The 24310-nt window shown below is 60.8% G+C and carries 21 protein-coding genes and 2 pseudogenes; 16 read left to right on the forward strand and 7 right to left on the reverse strand.

Annotated features, from left to right (window positions below; all coding sequences use genetic code 11):
- Window positions 1–228 precede the first annotated feature (228 nt).
- Window positions 229–954 (reverse strand): DUF2982 domain-containing protein, encoded by a 726-nt coding sequence (locus I6L44_RS04745; protein WP_216953431.1) that lies wholly within the window; start codon window positions 952–954, stop codon window positions 229–231.
- Between the two features lie 214 nt (window positions 955–1168).
- Between I6L44_RS04745 and recR the strand changes: the two genes are divergently transcribed.
- The 3 genes and pseudogenes from recR to I6L44_RS04760 all read left to right on the forward strand — a co-directional run.
- Entirely contained in the window at window positions 1169–1771 is a 603-nt protein-coding gene (gene recR, locus I6L44_RS04750) for a recombination mediator RecR (RefSeq protein ID WP_019444931.1), read from the forward strand.
- A gap of 165 nt (window positions 1772–1936) precedes the next feature.
- The gene (htpG, locus tag I6L44_RS04755) at window positions 1937–3850 is read left to right on the forward strand and encodes a molecular chaperone HtpG (RefSeq protein ID WP_216953432.1); all 1914 of its coding nucleotides are present in this window, start codon (window positions 1937–1939) and stop codon (window positions 3848–3850) included.
- A gap of 167 nt (window positions 3851–4017) precedes the next feature.
- Window positions 4018–5174: pseudogene (locus I6L44_RS04760) on the forward strand (IS3 family transposase); the annotation flags it as partial.
- A gap of 107 nt (window positions 5175–5281) precedes the next feature.
- On the opposite strand, the gene I6L44_RS04765 reads toward I6L44_RS04760, so the two are convergent.
- The 6 genes from I6L44_RS04765 to pspF all read right to left on the reverse strand — a co-directional run bounded on the left by I6L44_RS04765 (window position 5282) and on the right by pspF (window position 11723).
- Window positions 5282–6067 (reverse strand): ABC transporter ATP-binding protein, encoded by a 786-nt coding sequence (locus I6L44_RS04765; RefSeq protein ID WP_005333681.1) that lies wholly within the window; start codon window positions 6065–6067, stop codon window positions 5282–5284.
- A gap of 34 nt (window positions 6068–6101) precedes the next feature.
- Window positions 6102–7100 carry an oligopeptide/dipeptide ABC transporter ATP-binding protein gene (locus tag I6L44_RS04770; RefSeq protein WP_005333679.1) on the reverse strand — a complete coding sequence of 333 codons (999 nt, stop codon included), beginning with the start codon at window positions 7098–7100 and terminating at the stop codon, window positions 6102–6104.
- Window positions 7100–7993 (reverse strand): ABC transporter permease subunit, encoded by an 894-nt coding sequence (locus I6L44_RS04775; protein WP_216953434.1) that lies wholly within the window; start codon window positions 7991–7993, stop codon window positions 7100–7102. The genes I6L44_RS04770 and I6L44_RS04775 overlap by 1 nt, the downstream gene beginning before the upstream one ends.
- Window positions 7994–8028: 35 nt before the next feature.
- Entirely contained in the window at window positions 8029–8988 is a 960-nt protein-coding gene (locus I6L44_RS04780) for an ABC transporter permease subunit (protein ID WP_158109240.1), read from the reverse strand.
- Between the two features lie 2 nt (window positions 8989–8990).
- Window positions 8991–10586, reverse strand: coding sequence for an ABC transporter substrate-binding protein SapA (sapA, locus tag I6L44_RS04785; RefSeq protein WP_041202111.1), 1596 nt, complete (start codon window positions 10584–10586; stop codon window positions 8991–8993).
- Between the two features lie 108 nt (window positions 10587–10694).
- Window positions 10695–11723, reverse strand: coding sequence for a phage shock protein operon transcriptional activator (gene pspF, locus I6L44_RS04790; protein WP_129503869.1), 1029 nt, complete (start codon window positions 11721–11723; stop codon window positions 10695–10697).
- A 196-nt stretch (window positions 11724–11919) separates the two neighbouring features.
- Here pspF and pspA point away from each other — a divergent pair, with 196 nt between their 5' ends.
- From pspA to I6L44_RS04855, 13 genes and pseudogenes are all read left to right on the forward strand, one after another.
- Window positions 11920–12606, forward strand: a complete 687-nt coding sequence (pspA, locus tag I6L44_RS04795) for a phage shock protein PspA (protein WP_005361184.1) — start codon at window positions 11920–11922, stop codon at window positions 12604–12606.
- 3 nt (window positions 12607–12609) lie between these two features.
- On the forward strand, window positions 12610–12846 hold the full coding sequence (gene pspB / locus I6L44_RS04800; protein WP_005333672.1) for an envelope stress response membrane protein PspB: 237 nt from the start codon (window positions 12610–12612) through the stop codon (window positions 12844–12846).
- Window positions 12843–13247 (forward strand): envelope stress response membrane protein PspC, encoded by a 405-nt coding sequence (gene pspC / locus I6L44_RS04805; RefSeq protein ID WP_005333670.1) that lies wholly within the window; start codon window positions 12843–12845, stop codon window positions 13245–13247. The genes pspB and pspC overlap by 4 nt, the downstream gene beginning before the upstream one ends.
- 145 nt (window positions 13248–13392) lie before the next feature.
- Entirely contained in the window at window positions 13393–14799 is a 1407-nt protein-coding gene (locus I6L44_RS04810; RefSeq protein WP_216953435.1) for a YcjX family protein, read from the forward strand.
- Window positions 14800–14852: 53 nt separating this feature from the next.
- The gene (locus tag I6L44_RS04815) at window positions 14853–15884 is read left to right on the forward strand and encodes a YcjF family protein (protein ID WP_216953436.1); all 1032 of its coding nucleotides are present in this window, start codon (window positions 14853–14855) and stop codon (window positions 15882–15884) included.
- A 190-nt stretch (window positions 15885–16074) separates the two neighbouring features.
- The gene (locus I6L44_RS04820) at window positions 16075–16998 is read left to right on the forward strand and encodes a LysR family transcriptional regulator (protein WP_005361174.1); all 924 of its coding nucleotides are present in this window, start codon (window positions 16075–16077) and stop codon (window positions 16996–16998) included.
- A 197-nt stretch (window positions 16999–17195) separates the two neighbouring features.
- Complete coding sequence (locus I6L44_RS04825; RefSeq protein ID WP_139433233.1) at window positions 17196–18341, forward strand: ABC transporter substrate-binding protein; 1146 nt, start codon at window positions 17196–17198, stop codon at window positions 18339–18341.
- A gap of 143 nt (window positions 18342–18484) precedes the next feature.
- Window positions 18485–19498, forward strand: coding sequence for an ABC transporter ATP-binding protein (locus I6L44_RS04830; protein WP_040069348.1), 1014 nt, complete (start codon window positions 18485–18487; stop codon window positions 19496–19498).
- A complete protein-coding gene (locus tag I6L44_RS04835) occupies window positions 19495–20463 on the forward strand; it encodes an ABC transporter permease (RefSeq protein WP_058056952.1) in 969 nt (322 codons plus the stop codon). The genes I6L44_RS04830 and I6L44_RS04835 overlap by 4 nt, the downstream gene beginning before the upstream one ends.
- Before the next feature lie 35 nt (window positions 20464–20498).
- Window positions 20499–21326 carry an ABC transporter permease gene (locus I6L44_RS04840; RefSeq protein ID WP_216953437.1) on the forward strand — a complete coding sequence of 276 codons (828 nt, stop codon included), beginning with the start codon at window positions 20499–20501 and terminating at the stop codon, window positions 21324–21326.
- Window positions 21327–21355: 29 nt separating this feature from the next.
- On the forward strand, window positions 21356–22786 hold the full coding sequence (locus I6L44_RS04845; protein WP_216953438.1) for a gamma-aminobutyraldehyde dehydrogenase: 1431 nt from the start codon (window positions 21356–21358) through the stop codon (window positions 22784–22786).
- Window positions 22787–22939: 153 nt separating this feature from the next.
- Entirely contained in the window at window positions 22940–23734 is a 795-nt protein-coding gene (phhA, locus tag I6L44_RS04850) for a phenylalanine 4-monooxygenase (protein WP_043824799.1), read from the forward strand.
- Window positions 23735–23786: 52 nt separating this feature from the next.
- Window positions 23787–24275: pseudogene (locus I6L44_RS04855) on the forward strand (4a-hydroxytetrahydrobiopterin dehydratase).
- Window positions 24276–24310 lie beyond the last annotated feature (35 nt).

A 24310-nucleotide genomic window follows, 5' to 3' on the forward strand; every position in this document is an offset into this window, starting at 1 on the left:
GTCGAAAAATGAGCCTCTTTAACTGCCATGACCCATGGCAGTTAACTGTTCAAATAAACACCGCACCACATGGTGAAGGGTGGTTACTTCAGGGTATGAGTATTTAGTGTTATGGGAATCGGTAGTTCTCATCAGCACTCTCTGCAATCGTCTAATGGGTGTTACAACCGCGTTGGATAGCTCACCGTTTAGTGCCTGGGACGTAGCGACAACCACTTGGCAGGGGGGTTATTGAGCGTGTGGCTCTGATGAAGGTAGTGGAGAGACGATCGCCTCCTGCCTGTATTGGCGCAGCAGTTTGAGGAAATCATCCGGTTCCCGATCCAGGCTGCCTACCGGGATCAACAGGTCATAACCGAGCAAGTGGCGCATGCGAATCATCCGTTGAGCCAGCATGGCCAATGCGCCATCGTAGTGCAGCCCTTGCGGGGAGCAAAAGTGACTCTCCTCCAGCCAGTCGATGCCTTGTAAGGGGTCATTTGTATGCACTGGCTGCCCATGGAGCTGCTCATTATGCAGGGCATGCAGCAACACAGGGCGCTGCTCTGTCAACAGATGCACGGCCAGTCTGGGAGTGATCAGTGTCAGAAACTCGTCATACTGTTTTATCTTGAAACCGATATAGGGCAGGGGCTGGAGATCCCAACCAACATGGATTCTGGGTTGATCGATACGCTGGATGTTGTGCCACTTCAGTGCCCAGCCGCCATATTTGTGGTGATAGTGGAGGGAGTGCTGGCATAGGGATAGGCTGATCGGGGGCTCATTGAGCTTGAACCAGCCTATCAAGGTTATCATCATGCCACTCAGTAGCAACAATATATAGGCCGGGAGCACCCGGCCTTCCACAAGCAACCAGAGTAGTAATAGCATCAGGCTGGTGATGAGCCCCCCGGCCCAGATCAGGGTTAGTCCGTTTCGGCGGACCAGAGGCTTTATATGTTGTGTCTCCATTTAACCTCCTTGTCCTGATGAGGGGAGCGATCTTTTATTACACCACCCGTTTGTCTTTGACCAAGTATAAGCGCCGCGTTTTTGCGCTGGCCAGCAAAGCAAATGGCAGTCATGGGCCGGCTCGGGTATAGTCCTGCGCCATTGGCGTTATCCTGTTTTGCTGACCCGTCGTGGCCCTGGTGGTGGCGAGGGGCAGGCCCGTGTAAGGAGTGTTATGAAGTTCAGTCCCCTGCTCGATGAGATGATGAAAGCCCTGCAGGTATTGCCGGGGGTGGGGCCCAAGTCTGCCCAGCGGATGGCTTTTACCCTGCTCGAGCGTGAGCGCAGCGGCGGTTTGCGTCTGGCCCAGCTGCTCTCTCGCGCCCTGACCGAGATTGGTCACTGCAGCCACTGTCGCACCTTTACCGAGAACGACCGCTGCGATATCTGCGCCAATCCCAAGCGGGAAGAGAATGGCCTGCTCTGCGTGGTGGAGAGCCCGGCGGACGTGGCGGCCATCGAGCAGACCGGTCAGTTTTCCGGTCGTTACTTTGTGCTGATGGGCCATCTGTCGCCGCTGGACGGCATCGGCCCGGAGGAGCTGGGGCTCGATATTCTCGAGCGCCGTCTGAAGGAAGAGCACATCAGTGAGCTGATCCTCGCTACTAATCCCACCATCGAGGGGGATGCTACCGCCTGGTATATCGCTGATATGGCCCGTGCTGCCGGGGTAGAGGTGAGCCGCATCGCCCACGGTGTGCCGGTGGGCGGAGAGCTGGAGCTGGTGGATGGCACCACGCTCTCCCACTCCCTGATGGGGCGTCAGCGCCTCAAATAAGGGGCGGGATAGGGCTGTATCATTGCGGCTTGATCAGAAAATCGGCAGTTGAATGGAAAAAGGGGGCGAATGAGCAGGATTGCACATTCGCCCCCTTGATATTTGATTGGCCGTCCCCATCTAGGTTGGGCATATGTTCAACCCGATGTTTCTGAGGATTGGTCCATGACCCAAAGTGTTCATGCCGAAACCCACGGCTTTCAGACTGAAGTCAAACAACTGCTGAGCCTGATGGCTCACAGCCTCTACTCCAACAAAGAAGTATTCCTGCGCGAGCTGATCTCCAACGCATCCGATGCGGCGGACAAGCTGCGCTTCAAGGCGCTTTCCGATGCCTCTTTGTTTGAAAACGACGGCCAGTTGCGTGTGCGCCTGGTGGTGGACAAAGAGAAGCGTACCCTGACCATCTCCGATAACGGGATCGGTATGACCCGTGATCAGGTGATCGAGCATCTGGGTACCATCGCCAAGTCCGGCACCGCCGAATTCTTCAAAAACCTCTCCGGCGATCAGGGTAAGGATTCCCAGCTGATCGGTCAGTTCGGGGTCGGTTTCTACTCCGCCTTTATCGTGGCCGACAAGGTGACCGTGGTCTCCCGCGCCGCCGGCACCGCGCCGGAGCAGGGCGTACAGTGGGAATCGGAAGGGGAAGGCTCCTTCACCGTGGCTGACGTGACCAAAGAGGGTCGCGGTACCGATGTTATCCTGCACCTGCGTGCCGAAGAGGACGAGTTCCTCGACGACTGGCGTCTGCGCTCCGTGGTGAGCAAATACTCCGACCACATCAGCGTGCCGGTGGAAATGTACAAAGAGGGTACCCCGGATCGGGAAGAGGATGGTGAGACCATCGTCGGCACCCCGGGCGAGTGGGAGCAGGTCAACCGCGCCACGGCACTGTGGACCCGTAACCCGAAAGATATCAAGGACGAGGAGTATCAGGAGTTCTACAAGCACGTCGCCCACGACTTTGAAGACCCGCTTCTGTGGGGTCACAACCGGGTGGAAGGGGCGCAGGAGTATACCAGCCTGCTCTACGTACCGGCCCGCGCACCGTTTGACCTCTATAACCGCGAGCAGAAGCACGGTCTGAAGCTCTACGTACAGCGCGTCTTTATCATGGACGACGCCGAGCAGTTTATGCCGACCTACCTGCGCTTTGTCAAAGGGGTGCTGGACTCCAACGATCTGCCGCTCAACGTTAGCCGTGAAATCCTGCAGGACAACAAGGTGACCGCCTCCCTGCGCAAGGCTTGCTCCAAGCGCGTCCTGACCATGCTCTCCAAGCTGGCGAAAGACGATGCCGAGAAGTACGCCAAGTTCTGGAAAGAGTTCGGTAACGTGCTCAAAGAGGGCCCGGCCGAGGATTACGCCAACCGCGAAGAGATCGCGAAGCTCCTGCGCTTTGCCAGCACCGCTGGCGAGGGCGAAGCCCAGACAGTCTCTCTCGAGGATTACGTTGGCCGCATGAAGGAAGGTCAGCAGAAGATTTACTACATCACCGCCGACTCCTATGCCGCTGCCAAGAACAGCCCGCATCTCGAGATCTTCCGCAAGAAGGGTGTCGAAGTGCTGCTGATGTGGGAGCGAGTGGACGAGTGGCTGATGAGCCACCTGACCGAGTTCGACGGCAAGCAGCTCATCTCCGTCACCCGTGGCGAACTGGATCTCGGCGATCTGGAAGATGAAGCCTCCAAGCAGGCGCAGGAAGAGGCCGAAAAAGCTAACGCCGGTCTGGTGGAGCGGGTCAAGAAGAGCCTGGGCGATGCAGTGAAAGAGGTGCGTGTCACTCACCGTCTGACCGATTCACCCTCTTGCATCGTCACTGACGCCTACGCTATGAGCACCCAGATGATCAAGCTCATGCGTGCGGCCGGCCAGCCGGTACCGGAGCAGAAGTACATTCTGGAGCTCAACCCTGACCATGCGCTGGTGAAGAAACTCGACACCATTGAAGACGAGGCTCTGTTCGGTGAGTGGGTCACCCTGCTGCACGAACAGGCCCAGCTGGCCGAGCAGGGCGGGCTGAACGATCCGGCGAGCTTCGTCTCCCGTATCAACCGTCTGCTGCTGCAAGCCTAAGCAGCAACGCTGGTAACAGAAAGCCCACTGCATGCAGTGGGCTTTTTTGATCCTGCTGTCCCGTCCTGAATATGGTTTACACCTTTCCCCCCCAATAAATGGAGAACCCGATGGGACAAGGTGTGAAACGAACACAGCGCGATTACTCACTGACTTTTAAACTGGCACTGGTCGAGCAGATTGAAAAAGGCGAGCTCAGTTGCCAGCAAGCACAAGCCCGATATGGCATTCAGGGCAATTCGACCATTCTGGTATGGTTACGTAAACATGGTCGGCAAGATTGGAGCCAGGGGGCTTCTGTACGTGCCGGCAGGAGCATCACCATGCCTGACCCCGACAACCAGACGCCAGAACAGCGCATCAAGGAACTTGAGCAACAGCTGGCGCTGATGAGCCAGAAGGCCCAGTTCTTTGAGGCCATCGTCGATGTACTGAAGAATGACTACGGCGTCTCCATCGTAAAAAAGCGACCCGGCAAGTCCTCTCGCAGCGGCAAGTAGAGAGGCTGACCATTGTCAGGGCTTGCCTGTTTCTGGGGATAAGCCGGCAGGCTTACTACAAGCGCAATCGAGTCGCCGACGAGCGCCATGCTCAAGGGCTGCAGGTGGTGCGCTTCGTGCGTCAGGTTCGACTGCGACAACCTCGGGTGGGCACTCGCAAGCTGCATTATCTGCTCCAGGGTCAGGATGATGGCGGGCTCAAGGTAGGGCGGGACAGGCTGTTTCAGATATTGGCCGAGCACCGCCTGCTAGTGCAGCCTAAGCGGGCGTATCACAAGACCACCCACAGTTTTCACCGTTTCAACCGCCATCCCAACTTGCTCAAGGCGGGGCCAGGGCAGGTCACACCGGTGGCCCCGGAGCAGGTCTGGGTCGCAGATATCACCTATCTGCCAGCCAGGAGCGGACCGCTGTACCTGAGCCTGGTGACGGATGCGTACTCACGCAAGATAGTAGGCCATCACGTGCACGAAGGGATGCATGCCGAGTCGGTGGCGATGGCGTTCAGGAAAGCACTGAAGCAACGACGTGGCGGCGGGGAGCTAATCCATCACTCGGACCGCGGCGTGCAGTATTGCTCTGGGCTGTATCAGTCACTACATGAACGGTACGGGGTGAAATGCTCGATGACGGATGGGTATGACTGTTACCAGAATGCGTTGGCGGAGCGGGTGAACGGGATTTTGAAAGGAGAGTTATTGTTGCAAAGCCCGCAGGATTTGACGCAAGCGCGGGAAATGGTGCGTGAAGCTGTGAATATTTACAACGAGGAGCGGCCGCATCATGCGTTGAAATACAGAACCCCCGATGCGGTACATAGGGGGGGCTGAGTAGAGAAATGCTAGTTGAAAATGTGTAAACCTATTTCAGGACTAGACATGCCGAGTGAGCTCGGCGAAACACAGCGGCAAGGGAGGCGGCCAGCGCCTCTCTATTTGCGGTATTCGTTGTTGTAGTTCTGGATGAGACGCCGGGTCACCTCATGCTGGGGATCGGCAAATACCTTGAGGGTTTTGCCGCGCTCCACCACCCGACCTTCGTGCATTACCAGCACCTCGTCGCTGATATGGCTGACGATACCCAGATCGTTGGCTACCAGCACATAGCTGAGCCCCATGGTCTCCTGCATCTCCAGCAGCAGGTTGATGATCTGGGAGCGCACCGAGATATCCAGGGTGGAGAGCGCCTCATCGGCCACCACTATCTTGGGGTTGAGGATCAGTGCCCGCGCCAGCGCCACCCGCTGCTGCTGACCGGAGGAGAGCATCTGCGGATAGAACAGGGCGTGATCCGGCAGCATCCCCACCATACGCAGGGTCTGCACCACCTTCTCGCGGCGCTCCTCCTCGGTCATCTCGGTGTTGAGACGCAGCGGCGTCTCCAGGATCTGGCCGACCCGGATCTTGCGGTTCAGCGAGGTGTTGGGATCCTGAAAAATCATCCGCAGCAGTTTGCAGCGAGTCTGGTAATCGCCATGCACCATCAGCTGGCCGTCGATGGCGATGTCGCCGCTGGTGGGTTCGATCATACCAGCCAGAATGCGGGCGAGGGTGCTCTTGCCGGAGCCTGCCTCGCCGACGATGGCGAGGGTCTGACCCACTTCGAGATCGAACGAGAGGGGCTTGATCGCCTCCACCGCCTGACGACGAAACAGACCGGTACGGTTCTGGTAGGTTTTGCTAAGGCCTCTGACCTGCAACAGGGATGGCTCGATCACAAGCGGGGCTCCTTCATGGGGGCATTAACGGTCATCATTTTTTTGGCTCCTCCATGTTCAGCGGGAAGTGGCAGCTGAACTGATGGCCCTTGATCTTGTTCATCAACGGAGTTTGCACGCACTGCTTCTGGGCGTAGGGGCAGCGCGGCCCCAGACGGCAGCCGATGGGCAGGTGTTGCAGCGGCGGGATGACGCCGGGCAGGGTCTCGAGGCGCGACTTGTGGCGCACCAGCTTGTCAAAGTCGGGGATCGATTTGAGCAGGGCATCGGTATAGGGGTGATGCGGGGTCTCGAGGATCTGCTCCCGGGTGCCCACTTCCACCATCTGGCCGCAATACATCACGTTGATGGTATCGGTCAGATTGGCGATGGCGGCGATGTCGTTACTGATGATCAGGATGGTGGTGTTGCCCAGCTTGTTCATCTTGTCCAGCAGTCGCAGGATCTGGGAGTGGGTGGTGGACTCCATGGCGCTGGTGGGCTCGTCGGCTACCAGCAGACGCGGCTGGTTGGCAATGGCCATGGCGATCATCACCTTCTGGCACATGCCATCCGACAGCTCGTGGGGATAGGCGCGCATCACCTTGCGGTGATCCTTGACGCCTACCCGGTGCAGCAGGGCGATGGCTTTCTTCTTGCGCCACTGGAAGCGCTGCCAGAATTGTCCCTCGAACGAATCGGTCGGGATCGCCTCTTCCAGCTGGGTGCCGATCTCCTCGGAGGGATCGAGACAGCTGATGGGGTCCTGGAAGATCATGGCGATCTCGCGGCCCATGATGCGCCGGCGCTCCTTGGGGGCCATGGTCAGCAGATCCATGTCGTTGAAGCGCATCCGGTCGGCACGTACCGTCCAGTTGTCCTTCTCGATTCCGACGATCACTTTGGCGATCAGACTTTTACCGGAGCCGGATTCACCCACCAGACCGCGGATCTCCCCCTCGGTCAGGGTCAGGCTCACCTTGTCCACCGCCTTGACCTTGCCTTGCGGGGTGTCGATCTCGATGGTGAGATTGCGAATATCGAGCAGCGGCATCAGTCATTCCCCTCTTTGAGTGCTTCGCGGATGCCTTCACCAACCAGGTTGGTGGCCAGCACGCTGAACAGGATAGCCATGCCCGGCAAAGTGACGGTCCAGGGTGCGAGATAGATAAGATCGCTCGAATCGGCCAGCATGGTGCCCCACTCAGGTTGGGGAGACTGGGCGCCGAGACCGAGAAACCCGACCGCCGAGATATCGAGAATGGCCGCCGACAAGGTGCGGGTGGTCTGGGCCACCAGGGTCTCGACGATATTGGGCAAAATAGCCAGCCGCATGATCCTGAAGGGGGGCGAGCCATCGAGCCGACTGGCAATGATGTACTCCTTCTGCATCTCGGCATGCACCGCGTTGTAAGTGGCCCGGATAAAGGGGGGGATCAATGCCAGGGTAATGGCGATCAGGGTATTGCCAAGGCCCGGCCCCAGAATGGCAACCATGATGATGGCCATCAGCAGGGAGGGGATGGAGAGCAGGGTATCGAGCAGGTGGTGCAGCACGCTCGATTTCAGCCCCTTGCTCATGCCGCCGAGTATGCCGATGGCGGAGCCCACCACCATGGCGATCACCACCACGACAAGGGCACAGCCGAAGGTGAGACGTGCCCCCACCACCAGCCGGGAGAGCATGTCGCGCCCCAAATCATCGGTGCCGAGGAAGTAGTCGATGTTGCCGGTCGCCGCCCACGAGGGGGCGAGCAGCAGCTTGTCGGTGTGCTGTTCATCGATGCCGTAGGGGACGACCAGCGGCCCCACCAGCGTGATGAGCAGCAACAGCAAAAAGCACCAGAGCCCCGCCATCGCCAACGGATTGCGGCTGTAGGAGGCCCACGTCTGCTCAAGGGGCGAGAGGATCTTGAGCTCGGGATAGATGTTCGATTTATCTTGCATAGGATACCTGGCTCCTGGTCACGCCATGAGCGCGTTCAATCTTGTTTGGCATACAACTCTTTGCGCCGTGCCGGATAGATAAGGGTGGTCAGCAACTCGGTGCTGACGCTGGTCAGGATCACGAAACTGGCCACCACCAGAGTCGCGCCGCGAATGGCGGCGTAATCCTGCAGGGCGATGCTGCTGATGAGCCAGCGGCCGATCCCGTGCCACTCGAACACCACCTCGGTGATCATGGCGGAGGTGAGCACGCTACCCAGTTGCAGACCCAGCAGCGGCAGTACCGGCGGCAGGGCGTTCTTCAGACCATGGCGCCAGACGATCTGCGCCTTGGAAAGGCCCCGGCTCGCCGCCGCCTTGATGTAGTTCTGCTTCATCACGTCGATGAGGGAGCTGCGCACATGGCGGATCACCTCGGTGGTGGGCACCACCGCCAGCACCAGTGATGGGAGAATGAGGTGGCGCAGGGCATCGTGCAGCGCCGCTTGCCGCCAGGGTTCGTTGCTGAGCAGCACATCGATCACCGCGATGCCGGTAATGGGGGGCACGTCGTAGAGCAGGCTGATCTGCCCGGAGGCTGGCAACCAGCCGAGATCCAGCGAAAAGAGCATTACCACCAGCAGCGCCAGCCAGAACACAGGCACCGCATAGCCGATAAGACCGGCAGCCATGATGGAGAGATCCAGCGTCTTGCCCTGGGACAGGGCCGCCAGGGTGCCGAGAGGAATGCCCACCAGCAATGAGATGGCGAACGCCGCCAGACAGAGGATCAGGGTCGCCGGGAAGTAGTGGCGGATCTCGTCCAGCACCGGTAGCCCGGAGACGCTGGAGAGCCCCAGGTCACCTGCGAAAATGCGGCGCAGGAAGTCGGGATAGCCGCTCCAGAAGCTGAGCTGATTGCCGATCAGCCGATAGTCCAGCAGATAGGCGACAAAGGTCAGCGCCAGCAGGGTGATGAGCAGCAGGTTGATGCGGCGCAAGGTGTATAGAAGCATGCTTACTCCCTGTGAGCCTGGTTGAAGGAGGTGCCGCCAAAGGGCATCAGCGTCAGCCCCTCGATGTCGCTGCGGCTGACCTGGGTACGCAAGGCGTGTGCCAGCGGGATCAGCGGCAGCTGTTCGTTGAGCAGGGTCTGGGCATAGTAGTAGTTGCGCAGCCGGAACGAGAGCTGGGGCGTGGTGACCGCATCATCCAGCAGCTGATCGAAGGCCGGGCTACACCAGCGGCTGTAGTTGTTGCCGCGCTCCACTGCCGAGCAGCTCAGCAGCTGGCGGAAGAAGTTGTCCGGGTCGGCGTTGTCGGCAATCCAGCCGGAGAGCAGGCTGTCGTACTGCCCCTTGGTGAGACGGCCTTCAATCACCGGCCACTCCCGTTGCACGATCTTGAGCTTGATCCCGACCTTGGCCAGATCGCTGCGGATCAGCTGGGCGGTCTTGACCGCATCCGGGTTGTAGGGGCGGGCGTCCGGCTGTACCAGTACCTGCATCTCGAACCCTTTCTCCAGTCCCGCCTCCTTGAGCAGCTGGCGCGCCCGTTTCAGGTCGGGCTTGCGCTCGGGCAGGCTGGGGTTGTACCCCCATGAGAGGGTCGGCAGCAGGCTGTTGGCGGGCAGGCCGGTATCGAAATAGACCGCTTGCAGCAGGTTGTCGATATTGATGGCGCTGGCAATGGCCTGCCGCACCTTGACGTTGTTGAATGGCGGCTTGCGGGTATTGAGGGCCAAAAAGGCGACGTTCATCCCCGACTGGACCGAGAGGCTCAGCGCCGGATTTTGCTTGATCACCGAGAGCTGGCTGGCGGAAGGGGTGCTCATCACGTCGCACTCGCCGGTCAGCAGCTTGGCCAGCCGTTTGGCGGATTTGGGGGTAATGTCGTAGACCAGCTGTTCAATCTTGGCATCGCCGCCCCAATAGCCGGGGTGGCGCAGATAGCGAATGAACTCGTTGTGGCGATACTCCTTGAAGCTGAACGGCCCGGTGCCGATAGGGCGGCTATCGAGCAGGGCTGGGGTGCCCGCCTGCAACATCTGCTCGGCGTATTCGGCGGAGAGGATCACCGCATAGTCGCTGGCCAGAGTGGCGAGGAAGGAGGCGTTCGGCTGGTTCAGCTCGAACACTACCGTCTGCGGCCCCTTTTTGCTCACCCGCTTGATCAGCAGATCTTGCCCCAGGCTGTAGAAGTAGGGGTAATCGCCGCCGGAGACATTGTGATAGGGGTGCTGCTCGTCAAGCTGGCGGGCATAGGTGAAGACCACGTCATCGGCATTGAAAGTGCGGGTGGGCTTGAACCAGGGGGTATGGTGAAACGTCACCCCCTTGCGCAGGGTCAGGGTATAGGTGAGGCCATCCTCGCTGACATGCCAGTTGGTGGCGAGCGCCGGCTCCAGCGCCAGGGTGTTGGGGTTCACCTCCAGCAGGCGGTCGTAGAGCGGACGGGCACTGGCATCCAGTGTCACCCCGGAGTTGGAAACATGGGGATTGAAGGAGAGGGGGGATCCCTCAGCACAATAGATGAGTCCGGTTTTGGAGGCCTCGGGTTGCTTCTGGCAGCCGGTGACCAGCACCAGCAGACCCAGCAGCAAGGGTGTGAGCATTCTCATTGTTGAACCATGTTCTTATAGGGGTTTTGTACGCACGTTTTGATACAAATGTGCCAGCGCGAAGGCTGGCGTGTTGCTGGAGTCGGCATCAACCGCGCTCCTTCACTCTTGTTCTGCATCGTTATCGCCATCCAGCAGCTGATATTTGCGTAGCATGCCACGGAACTGGTGATAGCTTAAGGCCAGCAGTTGAGCGGCTTTGCGCTGATTATACTGGGATTGCTGCATCGCTTGCTTGAGTAAATTAATCTCGTACTCCGCCACCGCCTGCTTGAGATCGAGCGGCAAGGCGAGGGGGGATGCAGATTGTACCTCGCTTCGGGCCTCTTGCGCAGGTTGCGTGGCCTGTGGTCGCCAGGGGGAATCAAACGGGTTGAGCACCAGGGTCGAGAGCGGCAGTTGGGGATTGCCCTGACGGTAGATGCTGCGCTCCACCACGTTCTTCAGCTCCCGTACGTTGCCCGGCCAGTGGTAATCCAGCAGCAGCTGGGTTGCCTTGCGCGAGAAACCGGCAAACAGCGGATAACCCAGCTCCCGGGTCATGCTGTGGGCGAAATGCTCCGCCAGCATCAGGATATCTTCCCGCCGCTCCCGCAAGGGGGGGAGGGTGATCACATCAAACGCGAGCCGGTCGAGCAGATCGTGGCGAAACTGCCCCTTGTCGGCCAGCGCAGGGAGATCCTCGTTGGTGGCGCAGACCAGCCGCACATCCACCTTGAGGGGCTTGGCCCCACCCACCCGCTCGAACTCGCCATACTCGATGACCCGCAGCAACTTCTCCTGCACCCTGGCGCTGGTGGTGGCCAGCTCGTCGAGGAAGAGGGTGCCGCCATCGGCCCGCTCGAAGCGGCCCTGATGGCGCTTGGCCGCGCCGGTAAACGATCCCGCTTCGTGACCGAACAGCTCGGTCTCCAGCAGGCTCTCGCTCAGGGTGGCGCAGTTGATGGTGACAAAGCTTTGATCCCAGCGCGCCGAGAGATAATGTAGGCGGTGGGCGATCAGCTCCTTGCCCGTCCCCCGCTCACCGATGATCAACACGGGTTTGCGCAGCGGGGCGAGCCGTGAGGCCTGCTCAATGATCTCGAGAAATGCGTTGGATTCCCCCAGCAGGCTTTCCGTGGCCGTGGTCATAGTGATCCCTGTCAGTTGTAAAAGCTGGTAAATCTTACCAAAAGTTGGTGATTTTAATCATCTCTTGCGCGAGGAATCTTGCAATCCGGCTATTCTGCCCCATATAAATCAACAAGTTAAATTTTGTTCCAGATTGGCACACAAGTTGCCATTGTCAATGGAGAAACAACGCCATGCCAATAACAGGAGTGCAATCATGAGTATTTTTTCCCGTCTGGCCGACATCATCAATTCCAACCTGACGGCCCTGCTCGACAAGGCAGAAGATCCCCAGAAGATGGTGCGCCTGATCATCCAGGAGATGGAGGACGAGCTGGTCAAGGAACGCTCCAATCTGGCTCGCTTCCTCGCCAGCCAGAAAGAGATTGGCCGTCAGGTCGCCCGTCATCAGGAGCGGGTCGACGAGTGGCAAGCCAAGGCCGAGCTGGCCCTGACCAAGGGGCGTGAAGATCTGGCCCGCGCCGCCCTTATCGAGAAGAAGAAACAGACCGAGTTGTCAGAGACCCTCTACCGCGAGCAGCAAGCGGTCGACAGCGGTATCGAGAAGCTGGGTGAGGAGATCCGCCAGCTCGAAGCCAAGCTGGAAGATGCCCGCGCCCGTCAAAAGGCGATGGCCATTCGCACCGAAGCGGCCAGCAGCCGTCTCAATGTGCAGAGCCAGGTAGCCCGTGGCGAGAGCCAGGCGGTGGTGAGCAAGTTTGAGCGGATGGAGCGTCGCATCGACGAAATGGAAGCGCGCGCCGATCTGGGTCAGTCCGACAAGGCGCTGGCGCAGCAGTTTGCCGAGCTGGAAGTGGACGATCAGATAAGCCGTGAGCTGGAAGCCATGCGCCAGAAGCTGGGTCAGGGCGACAGTAAAAGCGAAGGCAAACAGGGGGAGTAACAGATGGAAGATCTGCTGGGCGTATTGATGGTTCCCATGGTGGTCTTCATGGTGGTGGTGGCTCCCATCTGGCTGGTGCTGCACTATCGTGCCAAGGGGCGGATTGGCGCCGGTCTTGCCGATAGCGAGCGGGAACAGCTGCAAGGGCTGCTGGCTCGCACCGAGAAGATGCAGGAGCGAGTGGGCGCGCTGGAATCGATTCTGGATGCGGAAGTACCCGGTTGGAGGAACAAGGTATGAGCAGTGTCAGTCGTGAAGGGCGTAACCTTTATCGCGATCCCCAGCGCGGCAAGATAGCCGGGATCTGTGCCGGTTTGGCAGAGTACTTCGGGGTGGAGACCTGGATCGTGCGGCTGCTCGCCATCAGTGGCCTTATCTTCGCAGGTTTCATTACCTTCACCGCCTATATCGCAGCCTGGTTCCTGCTCGACAAAAAGCCGGTCACCCTCTATTCGCAAGAGGATGCCGACTTTGCCGAGGTGCGGATGAAAGCGCGCAGCTGGCAGGCGGGGATCACCCCTCATCAGGCGCTGGGCCGCATCGCGCAGGAACTTGACGCGCTGGAGCCCAGAGTTCAGCGGATCGAGAAGCTGGTGACCTCCAGGGAGTTCACCCTGCAGCGGGAGTTTCGCAAGCTGTAGTGCTTGCCAAAGCACTCAATGTCGATGGTGGAATCTTCTGTGATGATCCACCATCGACGACAACTATCCAGACGTGGATAAGCGGTCGACCTCTCGCACGGCCAATCACGCCGGATGCAACCACCAAGGGAGAACGGATCAAGCCTTGATACTCAATAAACTGGAACAGAAGTTGACTCGCCTGCAACACAAGGCGAACGACGTGGTGAACCGGGTGCGGGATCGCCATATCCGGCTGGCGGTGACCGGCCTCTCTCGCAGCGGCAAGACCGCCTTTATCACGGCACTGGTCAACCAGCTGGAACACGCGGCCATCGACGGCCGTTTGCCGTTGTGGGATGCCCTGCGTCAGGGGCGTATCCTCGGCGCCCGCCGGGTGCCGCAGCTCAATGCCCACATTCCCACCTTTGCCTACGAACGTGGCCTCGACTCCCTGTTGGGCGTTCCACCAGCCTGGCCCGAGCCCACCCGCGGCGTGGCCGAAGTGCGTCTCGAAATTCGCTATCGCACCCGTCATCCTCTGCGCAAGCATCTGGGGGAGATCTCGACCCTCTACGTGGATCTGGTGGACTACCCCGGGGAGTGGCTGCTCGACTTGCCGCTCCTTGAGATGAGCTACGAGCAGTGGAGCGAACAGGTGCGCGAGCAGCTTCGTCGCCCAGAGCTGCAGGCACTTGCCGCCAGCTGGCTGACACCCGGGTGGCAGGTCGATCAGCGCTTCGAAGAGCGGCCGGTGGCTGAGCTAGCCGAGCGTTACACCGCCTACTTGCATGCTTGCAAACAGGAGCTGGGGCTGCACCTGATCCAGCCCGGCCGCTTCGTCTTGCCGGGCGAGTATGCCGGTGCCCCCATGCTGCAGTTTGTCCCCTGGGTGTGGGATATGCCTGCCAGCGAGCCCGCCGATGGCACTCTTTACGCCACTCTCAAGCAGCGCTTCGAGCAGTACAAACAGCATCTGGTGCAGGGTTTTTATGAGCAGCACTTTGCCGGCTTTGATCGCCAGATCGTGCTGGTGGATTGCCTACAGCCTCTCAACGCCGGGGCGGCCAGCTTTGGCGACATGCAGCAGGCCATCGCCCGCATCATGGAGAGCTTTGCCTACGGCAAGAGCAACTGGTGGCGGCGACTCTTTTCGCCCCGTATTGACAAGCTGCTGTTTGTGGCGAGCAAAGCCGATCACGTCACCCCCGAACAGCATGCGCCCATGGTCTCCCTGCTGCAGCATCTGGTGCGCAGCGGCCGCGGTCAGGCCCGTTTTGAGGGGATCACCACTGAGTGTCTGGCGCTCGCCGCCATCAAGGCGACCGAGGTGGGCAAGGGGGTGGCCAATGGCCGCGAGTTTCCCGCCATCCGTGGCACCAGCCTGAGCGGTGAGCCGCTGCTGCTGTTCCCGGGTGAAGTGCCGCCTCATATTCCCCCCGCACAGTGGTGGAACAGTCAGGGTTTTGATTTTCAGGCGTTTCGTCCCATGCCCATGAGCGCCCATCAGGCGCTGCCCCATATCCGGCTCGATGCAGCGCTGGAGTTTCTGCTCGGGGATCACCTCGAATAACGGTGTGCGGTCTTGGCACCTGAGCCGAAGGCTGCGCACAGGAGAACAATGCGATGAACGATCAGATAAAAGAGCGGCCACCGCTGCAGGGCAAGGTGATCCTTGAGCCTGCCTTGACGGTGGCCAGTGACGAGCGCCCGCCCGCACCGGCCCAGCGGCTGGAGGAGGCGAGTTTCGAGCGCCTCGACGAGCTGGACGAGTTCACCGAGGTGGAGAGCACCCTCGTCAGCAAACCGCGCCGCCGCCATCGGCTGCTGGCGTGGGGGCTGGGGGCGGTCGGTCTGCTCTCGTTGGGCCAGTATGGCGCCTTTCTTTACGATCAATTCCTCACCACCCCGCTCTGGGGCAGCGCCTGGCTGGCGGCCTCGGCGCTGGTGGCGGCGGGAACCGCCAGCGTGGTGGGGCGCGAGTGGCTGCGGCTGCGCACTCTCAAACGGCGTCAGGATGTGCGCTCACGGGCAGAAGATCTGCTGGCCCATCAGGGGGTCGGGCAGGGGCAGGCATTCTGCGAAGGGTTGGCGGTCAAAAGTGGCGACAAGGGGCGCGAGGGGTATCAGACCTGGCTGGCCCAGCTCGACGAGAGCCACAGCGATCGGGAGGTGCTGACCCTCTACAGCCAGCTGGTACTCGGCGAGCGCGACAAGCTGGCGCAGGCGCGGGTGGCCAAATGGTCGGGGGAGGCTGCCGTGCTGGTGGCGCTAAGCCCGCTCGCCACCGTCGACATGATGCTGATGCTGTGGCGCAACCTGCGGATGATCGAGGATATCGCCGATGTCTACGCCATCGAGCTTGGCTATTGGAGCCGCATACGCCTCATCCGTCAGGTGTTTCGCAACATGCTCTACGCCGGCGCCACCGAGCTGGTGACCGAGGTGGGGATGGACTTGCTGGGGGCCGAGCTTAGCGCCAAGCTCTCTGCCCGCGCGGCGCAAGGGGTGGGGGCGGGCCTGCTCACCGCTCGCCTTGGCCTGCGCACCATAGAGGCGTGCCGCCCGCTGCCCTGGTGTGCGGACGAGAAGCCGAAACTGGGCGAGCTGCGCAAGCGGCTGATCGGCCAGCTGGCGGGGTATCTCAACAAATCCTGATAGCCCTGTCTGCACCTTGCTGCGATGACCCATGCCCCTGTTGTGCTCACCAAGCCGCAGGGGCATGGTTTTAATCGGCAGATCATTGAGTTGGCAGCAGTGTCCGGTTTTGGCGAGGCGCCCGTTTACGGTTAAGCTGGCAGTCAATCTTACCAATCACACTCATTGTACCAATCGGCAAGGATGCCCGATGAACTTTACCTTTCGCCAGATCCGTTATTTTGTGGCCGTGGCCGACAGCTTCTCAGTGAGTCGCGCCGCCGCCGAGCTGCATATCTCCCAGTCGGCGGTGACCAGCGCCATTCGCGAGCTGGAGACCGAGCTCGGCGCCCCGCTATTCGAGCGCAATCCGCGCGGCGTCACTCTCACCACTCAGGGCCACCAGTTTTTGCTCCACGCCCGCCGCATTCTCGGCGCCATGACCGAGGCGAGCCACTCCCTCAAAGCGGTGGCCCAGCAGGATCAGGGGCGACTCACCATCGGCGTGACCACCTTGGTGGCGGGTTACTACCTCTCAGAGGCGCTCGGCCGTTTTCGCCGTGCCTTTCCGGCGGTACAGATTGAGGTGAAGGAGGATGAACAGCCTTTTCTGGAGCACCAGATCGTCAACGGTGAGGTGGATGTGGGGATCCTGATGACCAACCGCACCATCCGGCAAGAGGCGTTTGATACCGAGTTGCTGACCCGTTCGCCGCTGCGGCTCTGGCTGGCCGCCAACCACCCGCTCTGCGCCGAGTCGACCCTCTCGCTCACCGCGCTGGGGGAGGAGCCGATGATCTCGCTGACCGCCGATCAGCTCGATCAGATCATCGGTGGCGGCCTGCGCCGCTACGGCATCTCCCCCCGTATCGTGCTGCGCACCGCGTCGGTGGAGGCAGTGCGCAGTCTGGTGGCGAGCCAGCTCGGGGTCGCCTTGTTGCCCGATTTTGCCTATCGCCCCTGGTCGCTGGAGCAGGAGCGGGTCGAGGCGCGCGCCATCAAGGAGCCCATTCCCGCCATCGATATCGGGCTGGTGTGGCGCCGTGGTTCTCGGCTGGATTGGACGGCGCGGGAATTTATCGATATTGCGCGGGATCAGAGCCGGTTGCGGGCCCGTCAGGCGCTCCCTCGCTAGCCATCTCTTGCGGGGTAGCCACCAAAAAACAGATTCATCTGCACTCGATATCGATTTAGCTGATACCTGAGCCATCAAAAATTGAAATATTCATCGTATTGCCACTCCCCTAAGCTCATTGCTGGTTAACAGGATGTTAACGCCGATGGTGGCGTTCCTTCACCTGATGCAAGTCAACACAATGCAAGGAGTGCATGATGAAATTGACCCCTCTGATGCTGGCTCTTGTTCCGGCGCTGCTGGCAGGCCAGACCCAGGCTGCCCCGACCGAGCTCGGCAAGGGTGAAGGCCAGCTCAATATCGTGGCCTGGGCTGGCTACGTTGAGCGTGGCGAGACCGACAAGAACTACGACTGGGTGACCGGATTCGAGAAAGAGACCGGCTGCAAGGTGAGCGTCAAGACGGCGGCCACCTCGGACGAGATGGTGGCCTTGATGAACGAGGGGGGCTTCGATCTGGTGACCGCCTCCGGCGATGCCAGTCTGCGTCTGATTGCCGGTGGCAAGGTGCAGGCGCTCAATCTGGCACTCATCCCGAGCTACAGCAAGATTGATCCCCGGCTGCAAAATGCCCCCTGGCACACTGTGGATGGCAAGCACTACGGCGTGCCCTACCAGTGGGGTGGCAATATCCTGATGTACAACACCAAGGTGTTCCCCAAGGCACCGGACTCCTGGAACGTGGTATTCGAGGAACAGACCCTGGCGGATGGCAAGTCTAACAAGGGGCGGGTGCAGGCCTTTGACGGCCCGATCCACATCGCCGATGCCGCCCTCTATCTGATGACCCATCAGCCTGCCCTGGGCATCAAGGATCCTTACGAGCTGAACGAGGATCAGTACAAGGCCTCCCTCGATCTGCTGCGCAAGCAGCGCCAGCTGGTGGGACGCTACTGGCATGATGCCTTCGTCCAGATCGATGACTTCAAGAATGAAGGAGTGGTTGCGTCAGGCTCCTGGCCGTTCCAGGCCAATACCCTGATCGCCGACAAGCAACCCATCGCCACCACTGTGCCGAAAGAGGGAGTGACTGGTTGGGCCGATACCAGCATGGTGCACAGCGATGCCAAGAACCTCACCTGCGCTTACAAGTGGCTGGAGCACTCCCTGAGCAACAAGCTGCAGGGGGATCTCGCCGCCTGGTTTGGCTCGGTGCCTGTGGTGCCTGCCGCCTGCGAGGGCAATGCCCTGCTGGGCCCGACCGGGTGCAAAACCAACGGTATCGACAACTTCGATCGGGTTCGCTTCTGGCGCACTCCGGTCTCCCAGTGCAAGAGCCAGGGAACTTGCGTGCCCTATTACCGCTGGGTCTCCGACTATATCGCCATTCTGGGCGGTCGCTAAGGCGGCGTGAGCAAGGTGGTCGGAACCGCTGCCACCTTGCCAACGGCAGGGGAGCTGCGCCTCCTCTGCACGACTGCCGAGAGCGGATAATCAAGCGGGCCGGACAGGAGTCCGGCCCATCCCAGCACAGACAAGGACGCCCCATGAACGCCGTACAATTTGACCGGGTCAGCCGCCACTATGGCGAGGTGAAGGCGGTCGATGACATCTCTTTCCAGATCCCCTCCGGGGAATTCTTTACCCTGCTGGGGCCGAGCGGTTCCGGCAAGACCACTTGCCTGCGGATGATCGCGGGCTTCGAGTACCCGAGCGACGGGGAGATCCGCCTGTTTGGCGAACCCTGCTCCACCGTGCCGCCCTATGATCGCAACCTCAACACCGTGTTTCAGGACTATGCCCTGTTTCCCAACATGGATGTGCGCGACAACATCGGCTATGGCCTGATGCTCAAGGGGGTCGCCAAGGCGGAGCGTTACCGCAAGGTGGACGAGATGCTGGAACTGGTGCGACTGCCCGGGGTCGGCAAGCGCCGCCCAAGCCAGCTCTCCGGCGGCCAGCGCCAGCGCATCGCCATCGCCCGGGCGCTTATCAACCAGCCACGCATCCTGCTGCTGGACGAGCCGCTGGGGGCCCTCGATCTCAAGTTGCGCGAGCAGATGCAGCTTGAGCTAAAGGCGTTGCAACGCCAGTTGGGCATCACCTTTATCTTCGTCACCCACGATCAGCAGGAGGCGCTCTCCATGAGCGACCGGATCTGCATCTTCAGTCAGGGCAAGATCGAGCAGATCGCTGCGCCCGATACCATCTACGACGCTCCGGCGACGCCGTTTGTAGCCCGCTTCGTCGGTACCGTCAATCTGTTCGAAGGGGAGCAGGCCAGACGGCTGTGCGGTGACGGCAGCCAGATGATGGTGCGCCCGGAGCGGATCCGGCTCGGTGAGGCGGGCGCGCCGGGCTGGTCGGGGGAGATCCGCGAGGTGGAGTATCTGGGTCCCTTCGTCCGTTATCGGGTTGATCTCGGGGAGCAGCTCGAGATCATCGTCAACCACCCCAATGAGGGGCAGGCCCGTCTGGCCCGTGGCAGCAGGGTCAGCCTCAGCTGGCCGGAGCAGGCCATCCATCGCCTGAGCGGCGCCCATCAGGGGGCGCAGCCATGAGTGCCCCTCACAGTGCGAGTCTTGCCATGAACCATCAGCCCGAACCAGCCCGTTTCAGGCCGCTACGGCGCCTCTCGACCCTGCTCTATGGGCGGCCCGGCCTGCTGCTGGCGATCCTGCTGGGGCCGCCGCTGCTGTGGCTCGGCATCATCTATGTCGGCTCCTTGCTGATGTTGCTCTCCAACTCCCTGTTCGGGCTGGACGAGTTCAGCGGTCAGGTGCGCCACGAGCTGGGGCTGCAAAACTTCGTCGCCCTGCTACGGCCGGAGAATCTGGATGTGATCGGCCGCACCGTCGGCATGTCGCTGCTGGTGACCCTGGCCTGCGCCCTGCTCGGTTTTCCGGTTGCCTACTACATGGCACGCTACACCAGTGGCAAGACCCGGGCGCTGTTCTATGTGGGGATCATGCTGCCGCTCTGGTCCAGCTATCTGGTGCGGGTCTACGCCTGGAAGCTGATTTTGGCCAAGGAGGGGGTAGTAAGCTGGCTGGCCGACAGCATAGGGCTGGAGTGGCTGCTCGATGCCATCCTCTCCTTGCCGGTGATAGGGGGCCCGTCGCTCTCCTTCTCGCGGCTCGGCACCTTTATCGTGTTCGTCTATGTCTGGCTGCCCTTCATGATCCTGCCCATTCAGGCGGCGGTGGAGCGTATTCCGCGATCCCTGCTGGAGGCGAGCAGCGATCTGGGGGCAACACCCGCCCAGACCTTTCGCAACCTGATCCTGCCGCTGGCGTTGCCCGGTGTGGTGGCGGGCTCCATTTTCACCTTTTCGCTGACCCTAGGTGATTACATCATCCCCGGCATCATCGGCAACTCGACCATGTATATCGGTCAGGTGGTCTACATGCAGCAGGGAACGGCGGGCAATCTGCCCTTTGCCGCCGCCTTCTCGCTGGTGCCGATCCTTATCATCGCCATCTATCTGGCGATTGCGAAACGGTTAGGAGCCTTTGATGCGCTTTGACTCTATCGCTTTGAACCGGCAGCAAGGAGGCCGTCATGTCAGCTAGCTTAGTGAGCCGTCAGGGAGAGCGCCCTTCGGGCCTGCTCAAGTACGCCTCCATCGGTGGACTCTTGTTCCTGCACTTTCCCATTCTGTTTATCTTCCTCTACGCCTTCACCAGCGAGAGCAAGAGTTACCAGTTTCCGCCCCCCGGGCTCACCCTCAAGTGGTTCGAGGTGACCCTCAATCGTCCCGATGTGTGGCGTGCTATCCAGCTGTCACTGGAGGTAGCGGGGCTGGCGACGCTGGCAGCCATGATCCTCGGTACCTTGGCGGCAGGGGCCATTGCCCGCAGCCGCTTCTTCGGTCAGGAGGTGGTGTCGCTCTTGCTGGTGCTGCCCATCGCGCTGCCCGGCATCGTCACCGGTATCGCGCTGCGCTCCGCCTACGGCTTGATGGAGATCCCGTTCAGCTTCTGGACCATCGTTATCGGCCACGCCACCTTCTGTGTGGTGGTGGTCTACAACAATGCGCTGGCCCGTTTTCGCCGCACCAACCAGAGCCTCATCGAGGCGTCGATGGATCTCGGGGCCGACGGCTTCCAGACCCTGCGCTACGTGATCCTGCCCAATCTGGCCACGGCGCTGCTGGCGGGGGGCATGCTGGCCTTTGCCCTGAGTTTTGACGAAGTGATCGTCACCACCTTTACGGCGGGCCAGCAGACCACGCTGCCCATCTGGATGTATCAGGAGCTGATCCGTCCCCGAGACAGGCCGGTCACCAACGTGGTGGCCCTCATCATAGTGGCCTTCACCACTATCCCCATTTTGCTTGCCTACTACCTCACTCGCGACACCCATGATGTTGCTGGCAGTGGCAAATGATGATTCAACGCGTGCGCAAGGATGCAACCATGAAACTCTCAACCCAACTCTTGATTGATGGCCAGTTTGTGACCGGCGAGGGGCAGGCCGAACCCATTCTCAACCCGGCTAACGGCGAACAGATCGCCGCCGTGCCCGAAGCCTCGTTCGAACAGGTGAACCGGGCGGTGAACGGTGCCCAGCGCGCCTTCGCCCAGTGGAGCCGCACCACCCCGGCAAGCCGCAGCAATCTGCTGCTGCGTCTGGCGGATCTCGTCGAGCGCCACGCCGAGGAGTTTGCGGCGCTGGAATCCCTCAACTGCGGCAAACCCTATCTGGCTGTGCTCAACGACGAGCTGCCCGCGGTGGTGGACTGCTTCCGCTTCTTTGCCGGGGCGGCCCGCTGCCTGCAAGGGCCGCTGGCGGGGGAGTATCTCGAGGGGCACACCAGCATGATCCGCCGTGATCCCATAGGTGTTGTGGGCAGTATCGCCCCCTGGAACTACCCGCTGATGATGGCGGCCTGGAAGATGGCGCCGGTGCTGGCGGCGGGCAATACGGTGGTGCTCAAACCCTCCGAACAGACCCCGCTCACCGCGCTGCGTTTGGCGGAGCTGGCCAGCGAGATCTTCCCCCGCGGCGTTATCAACGTCATCTGCGGGCGGGGCGAGAGTGTAGGGGCGCCGCTGGTGGAGCACCCGCTGGTGCGGATGGTGTCGCTCACCGGCGATATCGCCACCGGCCAGAAGATCCTGCAAAGCGCCGCCCGCACCATGAAACGCACCCACCTTGAACTGGGGGGCAAGGCGCCGGTGATCATCTTCGACGATGCGGATCTGGAGGCGGTGGTGGCAGGCATTCGCACCTTCGGTTTCTACAACGCAGGCCAGGATTGCACCGCCGCCTGCCGTATCTATGCCCAGGGCAAGATCTACGACAAGTTCGTCGCCGCCATGACCGATGCGGTGGCCTCCATCAAGGTGGGAAGCCAGTACGAGGAGGGGGTGGAGATGGGGCCGCTTATCTCGGACAGACAGCGCAACCGGGTCGCCAGCTTTGTCGAGCGGGCCCAGAGCAGCGGTCATGTGGAGGTGACGGCGGGGGGCAAGATCCGTCCCGGCAACGGCTTCTTCTTCGAGCCGACCCTGATTGTCGGGGCCCGGCAGGAGGATGAGATCGTGCGCCGCGAGGTGTTTGGCCCCGTGGTGTCGGTGACCCGTTTCAGCGATGCCGAGCAGGTGGTGCAGTGGGCCAACGACTCGGACTATGGCCTCGCCTCGTCGGTCTGGACCAAAGATCTGAGCCTCGCCAGCAAGGTGGCCAGCCACTTGCAATATGGCTGCACCTGGATCAACACCCACTTCATGCTCACCTCCGAGATGCCCCACGGCGGCATGAAGATGTCGGGCTACGGCAAGGATCTCTCCCTCTATGCGCTGGAGGATTACACAGTGCCGCGCCATATCATGGTCAAGCTGTAGTGGGGATTGGTGAGCGGGTTGTCACAATTTATTTACAACTGTTCCAGGCAGCCGACTCATGGGTCGGCTGCTTTTTTTGTTGCCATTTCGTTACAGTGAAGCCGTGATGAAACGGCAAGGCGCCTTGATGTGGCGCCAGAGGATGGAACCGCTATGGCAACCTTTTACACCGCCCACCAGCCGGATGCTGACGGGGTGATCCACTACAGCAACGAGGAGCATGGTACCTGGCAGATCCTGATCGAACGCCAGTTCGCCGCCCTCGATGGCAAGGGGTGTAACGAATATCTGGCCGGTCTCGACAGGCTGGGGCTGCCCCGTGATCGCATCCCCCAGCTGGCCGAGATCAACGCCGTCTTGCAGCCTGCGACCGGCTGGTCGGTGGCGGCAGTACCTGCACTTATCTCGTTCGATCGCTTCTTCGCCCTGCTGGCCAATCGCCAGTTTCCGGTGGCGACCTTTATCCGGCGCCGCGACGAGCTCGACTACCTGCAAGAGCCCGATATCTTTCACGAGATCTTCGGCCATTGCGCCATGCTGACCAATCCGGCCTTTGCCCACTTCACCCACCTATACGGTCAGTTGGGGCAGCAGGCGAGCAAGGAGCAGCGGGTTTTTCTGGCGCGGCTCTACTGGTTCACCGTGGAGTTTGGCCTCTTGGCAACGCCGGACGGGCTGCGTATCTACGGTGGCGGCATTCTCTCCTCCATCGGCGAGACCGCCTATGCCCTCTGTGGCAAACCGCTGCTGCAACCCTTCGATCTACTGACTGTGCTGCGCACCCCGTATCGCATCGACATCATGCAGCCCACCTATTTTGTGCTGCCGAGTCTCGATCATCTCTACCAGCTGACCGGGGAGGAGATCATGGCTGCTCTGGCCGAGGCCAGTCGGCTTGGCCTCTATCCGCCGCGCTTTGAGGTTCCCGCTGGCAAACAGGCGAGCTGACCAAAAGCAAACAACCCTATTTCATTTTCATTAATTCAAGCAGGAGTAACCCATGTCCGAACTGGCCAGCCAGCAGTGTGAAGCGTGCCGCGCCGATGCCCCCAAGGTGAGCGATGAGGAGCTGCGCGAGCTGATGCAGCTTATTCCCGACTGGCAGCCGCTGGTGGTGGAGGGGGCGCTGCAACTGCGGCGGGAATTTACGTTTCGCAACTTCAAGGATGCGCTGGCGTTTACCAACCGCCTGGGGGAGCTGGCGGAAGCGGAGTTCCATCATCCGGCCATCCTGACCGAGTGGGGGAAGGTGACCGTCAGCTGGTGGACCCACAAGATCGGCGGATTACACCGCAACGACTTCATCATGGCTGCGCGTACAGACCAATTGCCCAGATAATCTGAGAACAGGTTGAGGCGGAGTATCCCCCTTCCTGCATTTCTGACCGAATGGGGGAAGGTGACCGTCAGCTGGTGGATGCATAAGATCGGCGGTTTGCATCGCAACGACTTCATCATGGCGGCGCGCACCGATCAGTTGCTCCGCTAATCGCACCCCACACCAGCGTCATCGGTTGACTCGGG

This window comes from Aeromonas sp. FDAARGOS 1414 (assembly GCF_019047065.1).
Classification (GTDB): Bacteria; Pseudomonadota; Gammaproteobacteria; order Enterobacterales; family Aeromonadaceae; genus Aeromonas; species Aeromonas veronii_A.

Excerpts from the sequence above, each read along its gene's own strand:
- I6L44_RS04745 (WP_216953431.1), bottom strand. The coding sequence starts at position 954 with ATGGAGACACAACATATAAAGCCTCTGGTCCGCCGAAACGGACTAACC.
- recR (WP_019444931.1), top strand. The coding sequence starts at position 1,169 with ATGAAGTTCAGTCCCCTGCTCGATGAGATGATGAAAGCCCTGCAGGTA.
- htpG (WP_216953432.1), top strand. The coding sequence starts at position 1,937 with ATGACCCAAAGTGTTCATGCCGAAACCCACGGCTTTCAGACTGAAGTC.
- I6L44_RS04770 (WP_005333679.1), bottom strand. The coding sequence starts at position 7,100 with ATGCCGCTGCTCGATATTCGCAATCTCACCATCGAGATCGACACCCCG.
- I6L44_RS04775 (WP_216953434.1), bottom strand. The coding sequence starts at position 7,993 with ATGCAAGATAAATCGAACATCTATCCCGAGCTCAAGATCCTCTCGCCC.
- I6L44_RS04780 (WP_158109240.1), bottom strand. The coding sequence starts at position 8,988 with ATGCTTCTATACACCTTGCGCCGCATCAACCTGCTGCTCATCACCCTG.
- sapA (WP_041202111.1), bottom strand. The coding sequence starts at position 10,586 with ATGCTCACACCCTTGCTGCTGGGTCTGCTGGTGCTGGTCACCGGCTGC.
- pspF (WP_129503869.1), bottom strand. The coding sequence starts at position 11,723 with ATGACCACGGCCACGGAAAGCCTGCTGGGGGAATCCAACGCATTTCTC.
- pspA (WP_005361184.1), top strand. The coding sequence starts at position 11,920 with ATGAGTATTTTTTCCCGTCTGGCCGACATCATCAATTCCAACCTGACG.
- pspB (WP_005333672.1), top strand. The coding sequence starts at position 12,610 with ATGGAAGATCTGCTGGGCGTATTGATGGTTCCCATGGTGGTCTTCATG.
- pspC (WP_005333670.1), top strand. The coding sequence starts at position 12,843 with ATGAGCAGTGTCAGTCGTGAAGGGCGTAACCTTTATCGCGATCCCCAG.
- I6L44_RS04815 (WP_216953436.1), top strand. The coding sequence starts at position 14,853 with ATGAACGATCAGATAAAAGAGCGGCCACCGCTGCAGGGCAAGGTGATC.
- I6L44_RS04820 (WP_005361174.1), top strand. The coding sequence starts at position 16,075 with ATGAACTTTACCTTTCGCCAGATCCGTTATTTTGTGGCCGTGGCCGAC.
- I6L44_RS04825 (WP_139433233.1), top strand. The coding sequence starts at position 17,196 with ATGAAATTGACCCCTCTGATGCTGGCTCTTGTTCCGGCGCTGCTGGCA.
- I6L44_RS04830 (WP_040069348.1), top strand. The coding sequence starts at position 18,485 with ATGAACGCCGTACAATTTGACCGGGTCAGCCGCCACTATGGCGAGGTG.
- I6L44_RS04835 (WP_058056952.1), top strand. The coding sequence starts at position 19,495 with ATGAGTGCCCCTCACAGTGCGAGTCTTGCCATGAACCATCAGCCCGAA.
- I6L44_RS04840 (WP_216953437.1), top strand. The coding sequence starts at position 20,499 with ATGTCAGCTAGCTTAGTGAGCCGTCAGGGAGAGCGCCCTTCGGGCCTG.
- I6L44_RS04845 (WP_216953438.1), top strand. The coding sequence starts at position 21,356 with ATGAAACTCTCAACCCAACTCTTGATTGATGGCCAGTTTGTGACCGGC.
- phhA (WP_043824799.1), top strand. The coding sequence starts at position 22,940 with ATGGCAACCTTTTACACCGCCCACCAGCCGGATGCTGACGGGGTGATC.